A 17,522-nucleotide genomic window follows, 5' to 3' on the forward strand; every position below is an offset into this window, starting at 1 on the left:
TATTCAATCTTGTTTTTAGTAGAAGAAATGCCTCAAGAAGGATTATTTTGCGGCCTCGCACCATAGCAGAATTTTATGATGCTGACCTTTCGATCATGCGCTTTTAAAAAATAGTAGCAAAAATGACAAAAGAATTTGATGGTTTAGCAAACAACAATTTTTATGCTGCAATCATGGCAGTGTAGTCATGTATTTTGTATAAAAATTTAAGCGATGGCAGGGTAACTAATTGCTATCATCCCTCACTGGGCAATTGAACATATCCAGCATTCTTCATTTAAAGTAATTCGCTTCAATTTGCAATTTTCTTAATTTCGAGTAGTTCGCACCGCCTCAACGTTCCAACAATTACGCATAAATCTCAATGGTTTCTTTTGCCACCTATTTTAGGTAGGAGAGGTGCTTATTTAACAATTCCAAAGCGCTAATTTTGTATTTATTTTCGTTTTTCTTGATGCAACCGGTCGGTTTACAAGGGTAAGAAAATGAACAGATGTTTTAAGCAACTCCCACGTGCTAAACGCTTGTCATGGAAAGTCATTTTCCTGATGCCGGTATATTCCTGCATGACGGCTTCTGCCGCCACTAACGATCTGGTTCCAACCGACGTCATACCACTGCCCGAAATTATGATATTGCCGCCTGACACTATTACTCCATATGCCGGGGTTGGGGTGACTTACGATAACAATGTATTGCGCTTGCCAAATGCGGCAGCGGGACAGGCGCTCGGGATCGGAAGCGGTCTGTCGGACGTGACGCGCCGGGCTGAAGTTGGCGTTGGTCTTGATGAAAAAATCGGGCAGCAACATGTAACTGCAAATGCAGATATCGCAAAAGTCAATTACAACCGCTTTACCGAACTTGATCACCTCGACAAGAATGCATCCGGCAACTTGAACTGGCATGTAGGTAATCACGTTGAAGGAAATGTTGGGGCAAGCTACTCACAGGGACTTACCCCTTTTGTCGATTTTCATCAACTGGCACAGAATATCCGGACGCAGGTAAATGAGTATGCGGATGCAGCTTGGCTATTCCACCCAAGTTGGCGGGTCAACGCCGGTCTCGTGCATACCGACTTATCCTATGACCTTGCATCGCAGAACGCGCTGAACAACAAGCAGAATCAAGAGCTTATCGGGCTTGATTATCTGGCCGCCAGCGGCAGCACCTTCGGACTTCAATTGCGTCATACGCGCGCCAATTTTCCGAATCCGCAGCAGGATGGAAATTTTTTCATTAACAACAGCTACGATCAAAATGAGGTCAAAGCGAAGATCGATTGGCTGGCTACGGGCATCACCCGCGTGCATTTTTTAGGGGGATGGGTGAGCCGTAAGCAGGACGCATTTTCGGTCCGGAATTTCAGCGGAATTAATTCCCGGCTTTCTGTCGACTGGTCGCCGACCTCAAAAGTCGATGTTACTGTTTCTGCCTGGCGAGAGATCGGGGCCGTAGATGATCTTACCTCTGTCTACTCTCTGAATCGTGGCGCAAGCGCCGCTGCCAGTTGGCATTATTCCGAAAAAATCCGACTCGTAGCGCAGTACAAATACGAAAAAAGAGACTTCAGCCAATCGACTGACTCGGGTGCACTCGGTGTTGACCCCAATGACGCATTGCGCAATCTGGCGCTGACTTTGGTGTATAAGCCGACGCTACGTTGGGAGATTCAGTTATCAGCCACCCGCAGTACGCAGACTGTATCAAATTTTAACGGCGGTTATTCAAGCAATGCAGTAGTACTCAATACGCGTTATATCTTTTAGAGGGGCGACAAAATGACTGAGAACGACATCCCACTAGTCACATTCTTCAAGCGGATGCTTGATCCGATGATTATTCTTGGTTTGTTGTATTTGATCATTGTGTATGAAGGTGAGTTATTCACCGGGAGTTATCTGCTCCTGATGATTCTCACTTTCTTTATCTCCTCTTACGTCTATGACCAGATTGAACTTTACCGCACGCAGTACGCAGGAAATCGCCTTGCTTATGTCGGAGATATTTTGTTTGGTTGGGCAATTATCGTCGTTATTTTGATGTTGATTGGGCAGGCTAGCGGACTGCGGTATGAATTTTCTGATCGTGTCATATTACTTTGGGCTACTCTTGCGCCGCTCGCGCTGTTACTCAGTCGCATTACCGCTTATGGCTTGGTATTCAATACCCGAAAAGCTGATGTAATACGGTCAGCTGTCATCATCGGTTCGAATGACCCGGGTGGTGCTTTGCTCGAACGAATACAATCTCATCGAAATCCCGCTGTGGAGATGCTTGGATTTTTTGACGACCGTGATCAATCAGTTCGCCCCGCGGGACTCGATTGCGCCTATTTGGGAGCGTTTGGAGAGGTGGGTCCATATCTCAGCTCGCACAAGATCAAGACAATCTTTATTTGTTTGCCGATGTCGGCGACCCCTCGCACTTTGAAGTTACTCGATGTGATTCGCGATAGCACGGCATCGGTGTACTTTATTCCTGATATTTATACTTTTGATTTGATGCAGGCGCGTTTGGATCATGTCGGTGGAATACCGGTCATCGGTGTTTGCGAGACGCCATTTATGGGTTTCAGTAGTGTGGTCAAACGCGGTAGCGATATTATTCTCGCGCTAATTATCCAGATTATTTTGCTGCCGCTGATGCTAATGATTGCCATAGGCATCAAATTATCATCACCCGGACCGGTCATTTTTTCCCAGCGCCGCTATGGGTTGAACGGTGAAGAGATTATCGTTTATAAATTTCGTTCTATGACAGTTTGCGAAGATGGCCCCGTGGTCGCGCAGGCTAAAAAAAATGATGTCCGGATCACGCGATTTGGTGCGTTTTTACGTCGAACTTCGCTAGATGAATTGCCGCAGTTCATTAATGTATTGCAAGGGCGAATGAGTATCGTAGGCCCGCGTCCACATGCAGTCGCACACAATGAAATGTATCGCAAGTTGATTAAAGGCTACATGTTGCGACACAAGGTAAAGCCTGGCATCACAGGATGGGCTCAGGTCAATGGATTTCGCGGGGAGACCGATACAGTCGAAAAAATGCGTTCGCGCATTAAGTTTGATCTGGAGTATTTGCAGAACTGGTCTTTTGCACTCGATCTGATGATCATCCTGCGGACCATAAAGGAAGTATTGAAAAAAGATAGCGCCTATTAGGTGGGAAAAATTTACGTTAGTGAAATTTGCATAATATTTGCAGAAAAAGGTTTAAATTTTTTTTGAAATAGTTATGTCTCTTTCGTTGTAGCCTCAAAGTGGCGGTGTGATGTGGATCTTCTTAGGAGCAAGATCATGCAAAAACTGTTATTGGTGGTGATTCTAGCGCTCTTAGCATATAGCAGTTGCTTGCTTGCAGCGACACCTACTTTTCAACTGACGCCTATCCCAGTCAGGCTGCCGCGGTTTATGGAGTTGGATAGCGATGTGATGATTAATGTCGCTGAAGACGTCGATAACGCGATTCAGATAGATGGTGATGTGTTGGCCGACACTGCCGCTGCTCGCGTTTTTGGGCCGCCTGAAAAATTAGTTGATTTCGCCGTGATGGAAGAGGCCGTTTTATCTGATCGCACTGAAAGTTTTCACAACGTGAATTTTATGCGCAGTTCCAATGGCGAGCATGCCCTAAAAAATATTTTCACCAACAAAAGATACTGGAGTGGATCGCTCTATATATTCCTGAAAGATTTGAGGATGCGATCAGATCAAAAATCGAAGAGCTGGTCCGTGCTTTTGATTGTGCTGTTTTTCGTTCTATATTGGGGCCGTCGCAGGCCAGCGCGCACATACCTCCGTCTACATTCAGAATCTAAAGGCGGACAAGCGCACAGTATTTAAAGACATTGCAGCTAATTTTCGCGTAGCGAAAAACTGCAAACATGAGAAACAATAGTGACACCTTGCGGGAGCAGGACGTGAACTTCGCTAACCTGGTCAACTTTTTACGCGGCAACTATTTTCAGCTCGTGATAGCGCCGCTTTCATTGCGAACCGCGAGATGGCTGGCGCTGTTGGTTACTATGTCTGTAATGAACCTGGCCGCTTGTAATGACCGTAAAGAGATGATGAGCAAGACATTGGTAACAGTTAATGGCGATGCGATTACGGCGCGACAACTAGACGCCGAGGTGCGGTTCCAAAATCCGATTGTGCGTAATCAGGCTTTGGAAATATTAATCAATCGTAAGTTATTACTAACAGAGGCGTTGCGGCAAAAAACTGATCGCAATCCGGAGGTCATTGATTTTATTGAACGCTTGAAAACACAAGTAATTGTGCAGACTTATCTAGATTTTATAGGAGTCAAAGCGGCCAAACCTTCTAACTCAGAAATCGATACTTATTTTAAGTTGCATCCGGAATTATTTGCGCACAGGAAGATCCTTGAGATTCAGCAATTAAGTATCGCTGCGCAAGATTATTCTGTGTCGATCAAGCAGATGATGGACAACGAGAGTTCGCTAAGTAAGATAGCGCTTTTGCTGGATACGCAAAAAATTGCGTACATAAAATCTACCCATTCGTACACCAGTGGCGACATGCCCACGGAGACTATCAAGAATCTCATCGAGATGGGTAGTAACCATTTATTTATCTTGGAAAATGGAACTCAGGCATTGCTTTGCGCGTTGAGTGCCATACGGGACAGTCCGTTGACGATTCAAGATGCCGCACCACAGATTGAATACCATTTATTTATTGAAAAGATGCGGAAGGTAGCGGCGATTCAAATTGCAAAATTACGGTCGTCATCAAAAATTGATTACGCCTCCGATTCAGCACAATAAGACACCATATTTAGAGTAACAGTTTTTGGGAAGATTTTTTATCAAGAAAAAACTAACTGGATGAGGATAATAATGAACCGATTCTACGCAAGCATGCTGGCACTATTGTTAGCAATTTTCACCTTATCAGCCATGGCGGCCGATGTCCCTTTGGGCGCGGGTGATGCGCTGAAGATCTCCGTGTTTGGCAACCCTGACTTAAGCCTGGATACCAAAGTCAGCGAAGCCGGTAACATTACATTTCCGTTGATCGGCGATGTCAGTATAAGCGGTCTGTCGACAGCAGAAGCTGAGAAAAAAATCTCTGGGTTGTTGACAAGCGGTGGGTTTCTGCGCAAGGCAGAAGTAAATATTATGGTCACGGAATTACAGAGCCAGCAGGTCTCGATACTTGGGCAAGTGCTCCGTCCCGGACGATATCCGATTAATGGAACGCGTAGCGTCACGGACATGTTGGCAGTGGCAGGTGGTGTCGGGCCGGAAGGCGGGGATACCGCCACCGTGGTGCGCACCCGCGATGGGAAAACAAATAAGCAAGTCATCAATCTGGTTGAAATGATCCAGTCATCCGACATGCATAGCAATCTGGAACTGATCAATGGCGACATGGTGTACGTCGACCGCGCTCCCAAATTTTATATTTATGGTGAAGTACAGCATCCCGGAGGCTATCGGCTGGAACGCAATATGACCATTACACAGGCTTTGTCCATTGGTGGCGGTCTAACTCCTCGCGGAACTGAGCGTGGCTTGCGGATCAAACGGCGCGATACAAGCGGTTCTGTACAGATGATTGACGTTAAAGGTGGCGTGGAACTCCTTCCAGATGACGTCGTATATGTGAAAGAGAGCCTGTTTTGATTGCCGCCTTTAATGCTTCTACGGCGTTTGGTGCTTAATTTGTAGGTGGCAACGCTGGCGATCGTCGCAACGACATACGCTAGGTTGCCGTGAAGTCTCATGTTTGGATGCGAGAGAGATTTTTATGACTTTTCCTCAGCTTTTAATTATTCTGCGCGCCCGTTACAAGATCATTTTATTGACCTTGTTCATTACGGTGGCGCTGACCGTTGCGGTCAGCTTGGTGTTACCTAAGACGTATAAAACGTCGACCACTTTGCTGCTGAATTTCAAAGGAACCGATCCGGTGTCAGGCCAGGTGCTGCCAACACAGTTGGCGTCCGGTTATATGGCAACGCAGGTCGATCTGATCACTAGCAGAAGCGTGGCACTGAAAGTTGCCGACAACATGAGGCTGGCCAACAATCCAGTTGTCTTGCAGCGCTTCAAAAAAGTCAATAAAGGCGAAGGCTCGATCCGCGAATATCTGGCGGATTATCTCCTGAAAATGGTCGAGGTAGCGCCAACACGAGAAAGCAGCATGCTGGAAATTATTGGTAAAGGCAGCGATCCGATTTTGGCGGCGTCCGTCGCCAATGGCTTTGCCGCTGCCTATCAGCAACTCAATCTTCAGATAAAAATTACACCTTTGCAACAGGCATCGAAATATTTCGAGATACAGGTAAAAAACTTGAGAACCGAACTGGAAGTGTCACGTAATAAACTTTCTCAATACCAACAACAGCATGGCCTGGTAAGTACCGACAACCATCTTGATGTGGAATCGAACCGCTTGAATGAACTGTCTACCCAATTAGTGTTGGCGCAGGCGCAAGCGATTGAGGCCTCGTCGCGCGGCAATCAGGCAATGGGTAGCGCTGGAAGAGATTCTCCTGATGTGATCGGCAATTCACTGATTCAAAATCTGAAAGCGTCGGTGGCCCAGGCGGAAGGAAAATTTGCGCTGTTATCGCAAAATCTTGATCGCAATCATCCTCAATATCAGGCAGCCAAAGCGGAGGTAGACCGACTTCGGGCTGAGCTCAATAGTAATATCAGCGCAACGAACAATGGGACTGCCAATAACGGTCGGATTTTACGTCAGCGAGAAGCGGAAGTCCGTGCTGCGATGAAAGCACAAACTGCTAAAGTGCTGCAACTTAACCGTACTCGCGACGAGATGATGGTCCTGGTGAAGGATTCCGACAATGCACAGCGCGCCTACGACGCAGCTAATCTACGATTGACACAAACTGAACTTGAAGGCAAATCGAACCAGTCTGACGTCACCGTCCTTAATCCAGCGGCAGTCCCGGTGCTGCCTGTCAGTCCAAATATAGTACTTAACACGGTGCTGTCGGTACTAATGGGCACCATGCTGGGGTTGGCGCTGGCGGTGTTGGCAGAAATGTCCAATCGCCGTATTAGAACTGCGGATGAGTTATCCAACTTGCTTAATGCACCAATGCTCGGAACGATAATTGCGGAGAAACCTAGGCGTAGCTATGACGTTAAAAGCATCGGCTTCTCTCAGCGCTTACTTCTCAGTTGGAAGGGTTAATCACAATGAACAATCCGGTTACTTCGATCGTCAATCCCTCAATGGCGATTACCAAGGATGCAAGTATCGGGCGCATGCTTGTGGAGCAAGGAAAAATCACCCTTGAGCAAGCTGAATGCGTGAACCGTTTGCAAGAAGAGGAAGGTCTGCGCTTCGGCGATGCGGCAATACGCCTTGGACTAGTCTGCGAGTCAGACATACAGAAAATTCGCGAACACCAAATTGTTTATCCCTATCAAACGGTCGGTACGGGTATTTTTTCAGAATCGCTAACGGCTGCGTATCAACCGTTTAGTGCAGAAGTCGAAATGCTTCGAAATGTACGTAGCCAATTGATGTTGCAATGGTTCGCTGCCGGCAATAAGAAGCTGGCAATTGCCAGTGTCAATCCGGGCGATGGTAACAGTTTGTTTGCAGCCAATCTGAGCGTGGTGTTCTCGCAATTGGGCAATCCCACGCTGTTGGTCGATGCCAATCTGCGGCGTCCGCGTCAGCACGAAATATTTAGTCTCAATCGTGGCCATGGTTTATCTGATCTTTTAGCGGGGAAAATGGGCCTCGAAATGCTGGTCAGAGCAGAGACATTTTTGGATCTCTCTATTCTGCCTGCTGGCTCAAGTGTGCCTAATCCGCAAGAGCTGATTAATCGTTCAGCTTTTGGTGTAATGAATGAAAAATTATGCGATCTTTACGACATCATTTTATATGACACACCAGCATTTACGAGCGCAGCAGACTGTCTAACCATCGCATCACGTGCTGGCGGCGTGCTGTTGGTGGTCCGAAAAAACCATACACGAGTGGCCGATATCACTGCTTTCAGCGATCAATTACGGCGCAGCGGTACTGAAATCGTGGGGTCCGTGATGGTGAGTTTTTGATGGATTGAAGGACGTCATCGGCATGGCGCCGATATAGGTTTTGTATTCCGCAAAAAATGTTGCAGCTACGCGGCTTTTATCTTGACTCGCGGGAATACCTGCATCATCTGAGCGGATATAGCACCGTTTTATTACCTGATTAAAGACTATAGGCTAGTTACTGTATGCGCTCTCTTCTCCGAATCAGAAACTATTTTTTTCCTCCGCGTGTTATCGATTCACCGGCAGGGCAGAGTCTGGTCTTCTGGATTTTGATCGTTGCCCTGACGTATCAGGCGTTGCTATGTGCGATGCATACCAGTGTGCATCCCATTTCGATGCTGGGTGTTGCTTTGACCGAAGCAGTCGTCTACTTTGCCTGCCTGGTAGTCTTGATAAAACACATCCGATTGGAATTTTTTGCTGTGGCATTGCTCGTGGCAGCATACCTGTTTCTGATCGCCATTTTTCGAAATCAGTTAGATCCAAAGGGATTTCGTGATGTCATGATTCCTATCCTTTTTTACGGATTGGGCAGACATATTGGGGACGTTCATTATGCTGATCGTGTCCTGAAAGTGATGGCCGTTCTGGTGTTGGTATTTGGATTTTTTGAATTGTGGTTTTTGGAAGCCTTTTCTCGCGTGTTCAATATCTTCTCCTATTACGTTAGTCAGGGTGGATTGACGGCGGGGACCAACTGGGCTAAAGACAGCGTATTAGGTTTGAACGGTATGCGCCCGGAGGGAATCGGTCGGACTATCTTGCCGTCTTTGTTGGGTAATCACCGTGTTTCATCATTATTTTTAGAGCCGGTATCGCTAGGAAATTTCGCCGTCATCATTGCTGCGTGGGGTTTATCCAAACGACGTGAGGAGGCTAAAGATATGGTTTTTTTCCTTGTAGCGTCGGCCGTGATGATTGCGTTAAGTGACTCGCGCTACGGCATGATTACTGTAGGGGCGTTAATACTGATGCGCTGTTTACCGTTTGGTCGGACTAATGCGTGGATGATGTCTTTGCCATTGCTGAGTGTCGTCCTGTTAGTGGTTATCGGATTATTTTTTGATGGACATTATGGCGATAATATTCTCGGACGGCTGTATGTCAGTGGACAGATGTTGTTGACGTTTGATGTGGGAATGATATTCGGAATCGAAGGATTCAATATCGGTTTTGGCGACATGGGTTATTCCGCATTATTGACGCGGTTAGGTGTGGTCCTATGTCTCTTTTTATGGATCACGTTCTGGATGCTGAAGATGGAGAATGAGAGGGGAAACCGTTTCAGGGCCTACATCACGCTTTACATGTCACTCATTTTATGTGTAAGCGGTACTTCATTGTTTGCTCTGAAAACCGCTGGTATTTTATGGTTTTTGGTTGGCTGTTGCGTGGGACGCAAAAAAGAAACCTCGATGCGGCCTGTAGAGTACGCGCCATCCGCGTTACATACAAACTTGCACGCTGCGCCATCGGCACTCGCTGAAGCACGTAAGGGGACGCAAAATGCCTATTAACGTTGTGCACATCGTGCGTCAGTATTCCCCTTCTGTCGGCGGGATGGAAGACGTAGTGCAAAACATTGCAAGACAGCAGCGTGAACACCACGACCAGCGACCTAAAATTGTTACGTTGAATCGCTTGTTCAAAAATTCTACGGAACTGCTGGCCCGCGAAGCAGAAGTGAATGGCGTGGACGTGGTCCGGTTGCCGTTTCACGGTACAAGTAGATATCCATTTTGTCCGCAAGTGTTGCGGCAGGTGACCGATGCCGACGTGATTCATGTGCACGGTATCGATTTCTTTTTCGACTATATGGCGCTCACGAAGCCATTTCACCACCGACCACTTGTTGCGTCGACCCATGGCGGATTTTTTCACACGACGTTTGCATCAACACTAAAAAAAATTTACTTCAACTCAGTCACGCGCGCGTCGTCTTTGAATTATGACCAGATCATTGCTACGAGCGAGAATGATGGTCAAATTTTCAAAAAAATCGTAAAGCCGTCCACTTTGACGGTCATCGGAAATGGGGTCAATGTTGAAAAATACAGCAACCTGTCTTCTGCCACACCAACCCAGACGATGATCTATTTTGGAAGGTGGTCGGCCAATAAAGGCTTGCTTGAAACACTTGCATTATTTAAGGAGTTGTCGGATGGCCAGGCCGGATGGAAGCTCATCATTGCAGGACGAGAATATGATCACACCGCCGCGGAGTTGCAGCATTGGGTGACGCAACACAATCTAACCGATTTGGTGCAAATAGTACCGAACCCATCTGAGTCTGAGTTAGCGGATTTAATTGGACAAGCAAGTTATTTCATTTGTTTGTCGCGACATGAAGGTTTTGGCATTGCTCCGATTGAAGCAATGAGCGCCGGATTGACGCCGTTGTTAAGCGATATTCCCCCGTTTCGCCATCTGGTCATGCAGTCAGAAATGGGCATTATTTTGTCTGCAGAAAACATTCACGATAGTGTCGAAGCGCTGTTGAAATTACATTCAACAGGTCACCCCGATCATGCTCGAAGACGCATGCAGGCTCAGTATTTCGCCGAGCGCTACAACTGGCGACATATTGCAAATAGATATGCAGATATATATACGCAGTTGGCAGCAAGGACTTCTCCTAAGATCCACATTGGAATGAGTAAGTAGATTGGAACAACGGAAAATTTTCTAACTACATTAAATTTACGGCGCAAACCATGAGAACAACAAGAGTGAATGCGACGGCAGCATTGGCGCGATCAACCATCCCCATATCGATTAAAGATCGGTGGTGGCGTATTTTAAAAATCGTGCTAACGATAGCCGTGGTGGCCGGATGTGTGCTGGTTTCGCCCATCACGTCCGCTAATTGCATTGATGGAAAGCAGATGGCAGGAGTCAATTTAAGCGGTGCCGAATTTGCTTCAGAAAAATTACCGGGCACCCTTTTTAAGGACTATGTCTATCCTGATCTCGCAGATATGCGCTATTTTAAAACGTTGGGGATGAACACCTTTCGCCTGCCATTTCTGTGGGAGCGGATACAACCCCAGTTATTCGGAGCACTGGATCAAGCAGAGTTACAAAGAATAGTGGATACCGTTTCGGCAGGTCGGTCAATTGGCGCGTGCGTAATACTCGACGTGCATAATTATGGCGAATATCGTGGGCAGCCTATCGGTTCGGTTCAGGTGCCGCGGGCCGCATTGAGCGATTTATGGGTGCGCTTGTTACCGTCGTTCAAAGATCCAACGAATGTCGCGTTTGACCTGATGAACGAACCCAGCAAAATTTCGATTGGCAGTTGGGTAATCACGGCACAGGAAACAGTTAATGCCCTGCGTCGAAGTGGTGCAAAAAATATGATTCTAGTTGCAGGCGGAGGGTGGAGCGGCGCGCACTCGTGGTTCTCGAAAGAGGGCGGCATTTCAAACGCTGAAGGTTTTAAAACCTTTCATGATCCTGCCAATAATTACATGATCGAGGCGCATCAATATGCAGATTCAAATTTCTCCGGCACCCATACAAATTGTATTGAACCAGAGCGTCTGACAAAGATCATGGTCGATTTGACCCAATGGGGTGTTTTGACCGGGCAGCGTTTGTTTCTGGGTGAGTTCGGCGTATCGGCCAACGCGCAATGTCTCGATGCATTGACGGCGATGATAGAAAAAATGAAAGGTAGTCTGGTGTGGGGCGGATGGACTTACTGGTCAGCTGGTAAATGGCTTGGGTCATATCCATTGAGTATCCATCCCGACAGTAATGGAGACAAACCGCAAATCGCAATTTTAAAAAACGGTATGTGAGTTAGTAACGTGCAATGCCAGTGAGATTTAAAGGGGCTAGGGGTGTATGCGCACGACGAAATTTGTTGATCTTTACCGTCCTTTACGCGCAATTGAACTAGGAAAATAAAACTATGGAGCAGATTAATAGCCACGGCAACGTCATATCCGGATCAACCTGGTCGATCATGGACAACCTTGCACAACAGGTACTCTCGTTCGCTATTTTCGCGGTCCTGGCGCGCTTTCTGGAACCTGATGCATTCGGCTTATTAACGGTGGCACATCTCTTTATTTTGTTCACTCGATTAGTGGTATTTGACGCGATTGCCATGCCCGTGGTGCGAGCCGCGGATCCCGACGACAAACTTTATTCTTGGGTATTTACCTATTGCACGGTTATTGGTTTTTTGTTGGCTTGTTTAATGTTTTGTTCTGCTGGCGTCGTTTCAACATTATTTGGCGCACCCGAGCTTAAGTCGGTTTGGCAGGGTATGAGTATCTCGATTCTATTTTTTGGTGTGGTGCGTGCGTTTGAGGCCCGGCTAGTGCGTAACATGATGTTTCGTCAGCTGGCGATCAGATCGATTTTTTCAGTCACGCTAGGCGGTATCGTTGGGATATCGCTAGCGGTTAGTGGTGTCGGTGGGATGTCGTTAGTGGGGCAGCAGGTAACGGCTTCGGGTTTGGCGTTGTTGCTTGTGATGTTACAGAGCCGTTGGTTACCACGCATCGTTTTTGATCGTGCATTAACTCAGCGATTTTGGATAGATTCGCGGCAGGTATCCATTGCGGGATTTTTAGACTTTGTCAGTACCAACGGCGACGCATTATTGGTCAGCGTTTGTTTGGGGCCCTATGCGACTGGTCTTTACAATATGGCAAAACGGATGACTTCCTCGGTCTATCTGTTGATATCCAGTTCAATGCACAAAGTAGCTTTGCCTGTATTTTCAAATTCACAGTCGAATGCAGTGGCCTTACAACTCGGTTACTTAAAGATTCTCGGCATTACCTTGTTTTGTGCGGCACCGTTACTGTGCTTCCAAGCTGAGTTGGCGCGGCCTTTGATCGCGGTTGTATTCGGGCAGAAGTGGTTGCCAGCAGCACCCACCGTCGGTGCTTTGGCAATTCTCTATTTGATCGCATCGATTCTCGATTTAAATGATTACTTGTTTTTTGCGATTGGAAAAAATCGTGTTCCGGTAGTTCTCGGAATCGCAAAATTGACTCTCGCCGGCGGCCTTTCAGCTTTTTTTTATCGATTTGGTTTGCTTGGTATGAGCCTGTCGTTTTGCGCCGCTCATCTTATTTTGTTTCCGCTATCGCAAACGTTGATTAGCCGAGCAATTGGCCTAAATACACGCATAACTTTATATGCGCTGGCGCCGCCGGTAGTGGGAAGCATTATTTTATGGGTCGGATTAGCCTGCTATGTACTAGCAATGTCCAATCGCTTTAACGATGTGACGTTAATCGTGGGGGGCACTCTGCTTGCGAGTTTGTTGTATCCAGGTATGGTTGCCATTACTGGGTGGCGTGTCAGAGACGTGAATGGTTCGTGGCAAGAAGTGCTGTTACTAACACTCCGGATACGCCGATTTTTTACGCGTTGATGGTGGAAATTTTGTTTTATCTTTCAGAGGCAAAAGATTGCTAGAGAAATTTTTTTTCTTCCTTCTTTTGCGGTCGCAGTATTTTGCGGTTTTGTGGGAGTTATCCATGAGCTTAGAGAAAATGAATCCAATCGCTGGTTATCCGGTGCGTAAAACTACTTCCCGGGTATTGGCAGGTGCGTTGCGTCGCACCCTCAGAAGAAATAAAAAAACGACGCTATTTTTTGCTAATACGAATTTTATCGTTCAGTGTCGTTATCTGCTGGACAGGATGAGATCCGATTCAGTGCTGATTGTGAACGACGGCGTAGGAATGGATATTGCAGCATTCTTATTTTCCAGTCAAAAGTTTGATGAAAATCTTAATGGCACTGATTTTATTCCTTATTTTTTTTCCGAATCGGCGCAGTCAATGCGCGTTTTTATGCTCGGTAGCAAACCTGAAACGCTGACTAAAGCAGCTCATCATCTGCGCGACGTGTTGGGTCAGACCGTGGTGGGTGCCTGCGACGGATATGGTGGGTTTAAGGAGAATTCTGGCAGTTTGATCGAAGCCATTAACTTTACTGAGGCCGAGGTACTTTTGGTGGCGCTAGGCAATCCGATTCAGGAGGAGTGGATCCTCGCGAATCGCGACATGCTAAATGCAAACCTGGTGATTGGCGTCGGTGCTTTATTCGATTTCTGGAGTGGTGACAAACAGCGTGCACCTCTTTTTGTGCAACGGACCAGGCTCGAATGGCTTTATCGGCTCTGTCTGGAACCACGACGATTGTTGTTTCGCTACACGGTCGACATCTTGCGATTTTTGTTGTTGTGTCGTAAGCATCGCTGGGATATTTGAAGGGATTAGAGGCAAGTGCGATTCACTGTTAAAGCATCTGTATCATTTTCGATTACCTTTTGTAGGGAGTATAAAAATGAAAGCGATGATATTAGCTGCAGGTAGCGGCACGCGAGTTCGTCCTCTGACTTATGACCTTCCCAAACCGATGATACCAATTTTGGGCAAACCAGTGATGGCTTATCTGATCGAGTTTCTTGCCAGTTATGGCGTACGCGACATTATGGTAAATGTTAGCTATTTACACCACAAAATTGAAGAGTATTTCGGTAACGGAAGCCAGTTCGGGGTACAGATTGGTTATTCGTTTGAAGGCTATATAAACGATAACGGCGAGTTAATCCCAGAACCGTTGGGTTCGGCGGGCGGCATTAAGAAGATTCAGGAATTTGCTCACTTTTTTGATGACACGACCATTGTGATTTGTGGCGACGCGTTAATCGATCTGGATCTGACTTCCGCGCTGTTTGAGCACAAACAAAAAGGTGCAATGGTGAGTGTTGTCACTAAGAAAGTACCGTGGGAGAAGGTCGATAGTTACGGTGTGGTAGTAACCGATCTCGATGGACGGATCAAGTCGTTTCAGGAGAAGCCAAAACAGGAAAATGCATTATCCAACTTTGCTAGCACGGGGATTTATATCTTTGAGCCCGAAGTCATTGATCTCATACCGGTTGGGACATCGTTTGACATCGGTTCCGACCTGTTCCCCTTGTTAGTTGAAAAAGGCTTGCCATTTTATGCGCAACAGCGATTCTTCAACTGGATCGACATAGGTACTGTGACCGACTATTGGAGCGTGCTGCAAAGTGTTTTATTAGGTGAGGTCGCGCAAATGGAAGTTCCCGGAACACTGATTGCCGACGGCGTGTGGATTGGTCTTAACACCAGCATTGACTGGAATGGAACGACGATTCAAGGTCCGGTTTATATTGGTGCCGGTTGTCTGATTGAATCTGGTTGCACTATCATTGGCCCGACCTGGATTGGACATGGCTGCCACATATGTTCTGGTTCCACACTGGTGCGCAGCGTCTTGTTTGAGTACACGCGGATATTCCCCGAGGCTTCGTTGGAAGAAATGGTGATCGTAAAGGAATATGGCGTTACCCGTGGTGGGGAAATGTCGTTGTCGTCAACGACCGGCAAGCGCTCATGGTGTGATGCACGCCATCAGCTACATAAAACAATATTCTTGCCTAAAAATAAGGCTGCATCAACAAATTCACAGAATGGTGACGATACGATTTCTGACGCGAATTTGATAGACGATTCTGTGAGCAGGGTATGAAAATCTATCCTGTGATCCTAGCCGGCGGTGCCGGTACGCGCTTGTGGCCATTGTCGCGCGAAGCGTTACCCAAACAGCTGTTGCCGTTGTGTTCTGACCTCACGATGCTGCAAGAGACGTTAATGCGTATAGCGGAGTGGCCCGAATTGATGCCGCCACTGGTGGCTTGCGGCAACGATCATCGGTTTTTGGTGGCAGAACAATTACGTGCCATTGGCATTACTCCTTGCGGAATATTGTTGGAACCAGTAGGAAGGAATACTGCCCCGTCGGTCGCGGCGGCAGCGCATTTTCTGTTGAAACGGGATGCGCAAGCCATCATGCTGGTGCTACCCGCCGACCATGTGATTACTGATGTGGCGGCGTTCCATGCCGCTGTGCAGCGGGCGTTAGAACCAGTTGTGCGTGGCGCATTAGCGACCTTCGGAATTGTGCCGTCTGGGCCAGAGACGGGCTATGGTTATATCCGTCAGGGCAAGCCTGTTGAGGCTGCCGACGGTTGTTTTGCGGTTGAGCGCTTTGTCGAAAAACCGGTTCGCGAGACCGCTGAGATATTTGTTGCCGATCCTGCCTACAGTTGGAATAGCGGAATGTTTCTATTTCAGGCCGCACGCTATCTCGCCGAATTAAGCACCTATCGGCCAGCGATTGCTGATAGCTGTGAGTTGGCATTTCATGATGCGTACCACGATCTGGATTTTTGCCGCCTTGGCGAAGCCGCCTTTGCGGCCTGTCCTTCGGAGTCAATCGACTATGCCGTTATGGAACATACCCGGCATGCGGTGGTGGTACCAGCGCAATTCGGTTGGAACGACGTTGGCTCTTGGGCCGCGCTGTGCGACGTTCTGGAGTCCGATATCGACGGCAACGTACTGCGCGGTGATGTCTATGCCGACAACGTTCGCAATGCGATGGTGCGCGCAGAGAGCCGTTTCGTTGCTGTCATCGGTGTGGAAAATCTGGTCGTCGTCGAAACCAAGGACGCCGTCCTGGTAGTCCACAAAGATCAGGTGCAAGGGGTCAAACATATCGTGGAATCGCTTAAGAAAAAAGGTCGAACCGAGCATATGAGCCATGCCCATGTATACAGGCCTTGGGGAAGCTATGAAGGCATTGATATCGGTGAGCGTTATCAGGTAAAGCGGATTACCGTCAAACCAGGCGGAAAACTATCGCTTCAAATGCACCATCACCGTGCTGAACACTGGGTGGTCGTTAGCGGTACCGCGCTGATTACCTGCGGCAGCGAGGAAAAACTTCTATCAGAAAATGAATCCACTTATATTCCAATCGGCGTCAAGCACCGTTTAGAAAATCCAGGAAAAATGCCGCTGCATTTGATCGAAGTCCAGTCAGGCGGATATCTAGGCGAGGATGACATTGTGCGGTTTGAGGATATGTATAAACGGAGTTGAGAAAATTGATAATTGATCATTCGCATTCTTCATATGCGTATTTCTTATACGATTTTTTCGATTTAAATTGTAGAGAAGTTGGTAGTTGAAGTTAATTGTTAATGTTTTATTGGGAGATAAAATCATGTCAATCAATTCAAAAATATCGTTTAAATATCTATTTTTTACTACTTCCGTCATTACACGGAATATCGTAAAAAGGAGATCTATTTTAACCTTGCAAACTTGGCAAAGGGGGTTATTCCTGTTACTTAATATCAGGCGTCATATAAAGCTTGTCAATACGCTTAGCCATCCTCAGGCGGCCAAATTAATTCTTGATATACCTGAAATATCATATAAGTACTTGCGGAACTACATCTCTTTTGATATCTCAAAGAAGAATAGCCTTGCGATATTGACAGGACATTATTTATACTTGCAAAAACATTTTAAAACCAATTTTTTGGAGGTTATTTATAATGTGCCAGCACGGCTATGGGCAAAACAGATCGATGATATTGTATGTG

Annotated in this window: 15 protein-coding genes; all 15 read left to right on the forward strand. The window is 46.9% G+C overall.

All coding sequences use genetic code 11. The features are described 5' to 3' along the window. Window positions 1-485: 485 nt before the first annotated feature. A complete protein-coding gene (gene epsL, locus QN379_RS21405; protein WP_322236511.1) occupies window positions 486-1,772 on the forward strand; it encodes an XrtB/PEP-CTERM-associated polysaccharide biosynthesis outer membrane protein EpsL in 1,287 nt (428 codons plus the stop codon). Window positions 1,773-1,784: 12 nt separating this feature from the next. Continuing rightward, on the forward strand, window positions 1,785-3,167 hold the full coding sequence (locus QN379_RS21410; RefSeq protein WP_323507553.1) for an undecaprenyl-phosphate glucose phosphotransferase: 1,383 nt from the start codon (window positions 1,785-1,787) through the stop codon (window positions 3,165-3,167). Window positions 3,168-3,302: 135 nt separating this feature from the next. Further along, entirely contained in the window at window positions 3,303-3,848 is a 546-nt protein-coding gene (locus QN379_RS21415; RefSeq protein WP_323507554.1) for a hypothetical protein, read from the forward strand. 77 nt (window positions 3,849-3,925) lie between these two features. After that, complete coding sequence (locus tag QN379_RS21420) at window positions 3,926-4,798, forward strand: EpsD family peptidyl-prolyl cis-trans isomerase (RefSeq protein WP_323507555.1); 873 nt, start codon at window positions 3,926-3,928, stop codon at window positions 4,796-4,798. 72 nt (window positions 4,799-4,870) lie between these two features. Further along, entirely contained in the window at window positions 4,871-5,659 is a 789-nt protein-coding gene (gene epsE, locus QN379_RS21425; protein ID WP_322236519.1) for a polysaccharide export protein EpsE, read from the forward strand. Between the two features lie 124 nt (window positions 5,660-5,783). Further along, window positions 5,784-7,199 (forward strand): chain length determinant protein EpsF, encoded by a 1,416-nt coding sequence (epsF, locus tag QN379_RS21430; RefSeq protein WP_322236521.1) that lies wholly within the window; start codon window positions 5,784-5,786, stop codon window positions 7,197-7,199. Between the two features lie 5 nt (window positions 7,200-7,204). Then, window positions 7,205-8,080 carry a chain length determinant protein tyrosine kinase EpsG gene (gene epsG / locus QN379_RS21435; RefSeq protein ID WP_322236523.1) on the forward strand — a complete coding sequence of 292 codons (876 nt, stop codon included), beginning with the start codon at window positions 7,205-7,207 and terminating at the stop codon, window positions 8,078-8,080. 164 nt (window positions 8,081-8,244) lie between these two features. Next, window positions 8,245-9,579 carry a polysaccharide polymerase gene (locus QN379_RS21440; protein ID WP_323507556.1) on the forward strand — a complete coding sequence of 445 codons (1,335 nt, stop codon included), beginning with the start codon at window positions 8,245-8,247 and terminating at the stop codon, window positions 9,577-9,579. After that, window positions 9,569-10,726, forward strand: a complete 1,158-nt coding sequence (locus QN379_RS21445; RefSeq protein ID WP_323507557.1) for a glycosyltransferase family 4 protein — start codon at window positions 9,569-9,571, stop codon at window positions 10,724-10,726. Before QN379_RS21440 ends, QN379_RS21445 begins: the two co-directional genes overlap by 11 nt. Before the next feature lie 50 nt (window positions 10,727-10,776). Next, a complete protein-coding gene (locus QN379_RS21450; protein ID WP_323507558.1) occupies window positions 10,777-11,868 on the forward strand; it encodes a glycoside hydrolase family 5 protein in 1,092 nt (363 codons plus the stop codon). Window positions 11,869-11,981: 113 nt separating this feature from the next. Next, window positions 11,982-13,463, forward strand: coding sequence for a lipopolysaccharide biosynthesis protein (locus QN379_RS21455; protein WP_323507559.1), 1,482 nt, complete (start codon window positions 11,982-11,984; stop codon window positions 13,461-13,463). A gap of 106 nt (window positions 13,464-13,569) precedes the next feature. Continuing rightward, the gene (locus tag QN379_RS21460) at window positions 13,570-14,307 is read left to right on the forward strand and encodes a WecB/TagA/CpsF family glycosyltransferase (protein ID WP_322236533.1); all 738 of its coding nucleotides are present in this window, start codon (window positions 13,570-13,572) and stop codon (window positions 14,305-14,307) included. A gap of 76 nt (window positions 14,308-14,383) precedes the next feature. Further along, window positions 14,384-15,598 (forward strand): NDP-sugar synthase, encoded by a 1,215-nt coding sequence (locus QN379_RS21465; protein WP_323507560.1) that lies wholly within the window; start codon window positions 14,384-14,386, stop codon window positions 15,596-15,598. Next, window positions 15,595-17,013 carry a mannose-1-phosphate guanylyltransferase/mannose-6-phosphate isomerase gene (locus QN379_RS21470; RefSeq protein ID WP_322236537.1) on the forward strand — a complete coding sequence of 473 codons (1,419 nt, stop codon included), beginning with the start codon at window positions 15,595-15,597 and terminating at the stop codon, window positions 17,011-17,013. The genes QN379_RS21465 and QN379_RS21470 overlap by 4 nt, the downstream gene beginning before the upstream one ends. A 217-nt stretch (window positions 17,014-17,230) precedes the next feature. Further along, window positions 17,231-17,522, forward strand: a 292-nt coding sequence (locus tag QN379_RS21475) for a DUF535 family protein (RefSeq protein WP_323507561.1), incomplete at its 3' end; no start/stop codon positions are given.

It is taken from the genome of Glaciimonas sp. Gout2 (assembly GCF_035018905.1).
GTDB lineage: Bacteria > Pseudomonadota > Gammaproteobacteria > Burkholderiales > Burkholderiaceae_D > Glaciimonas.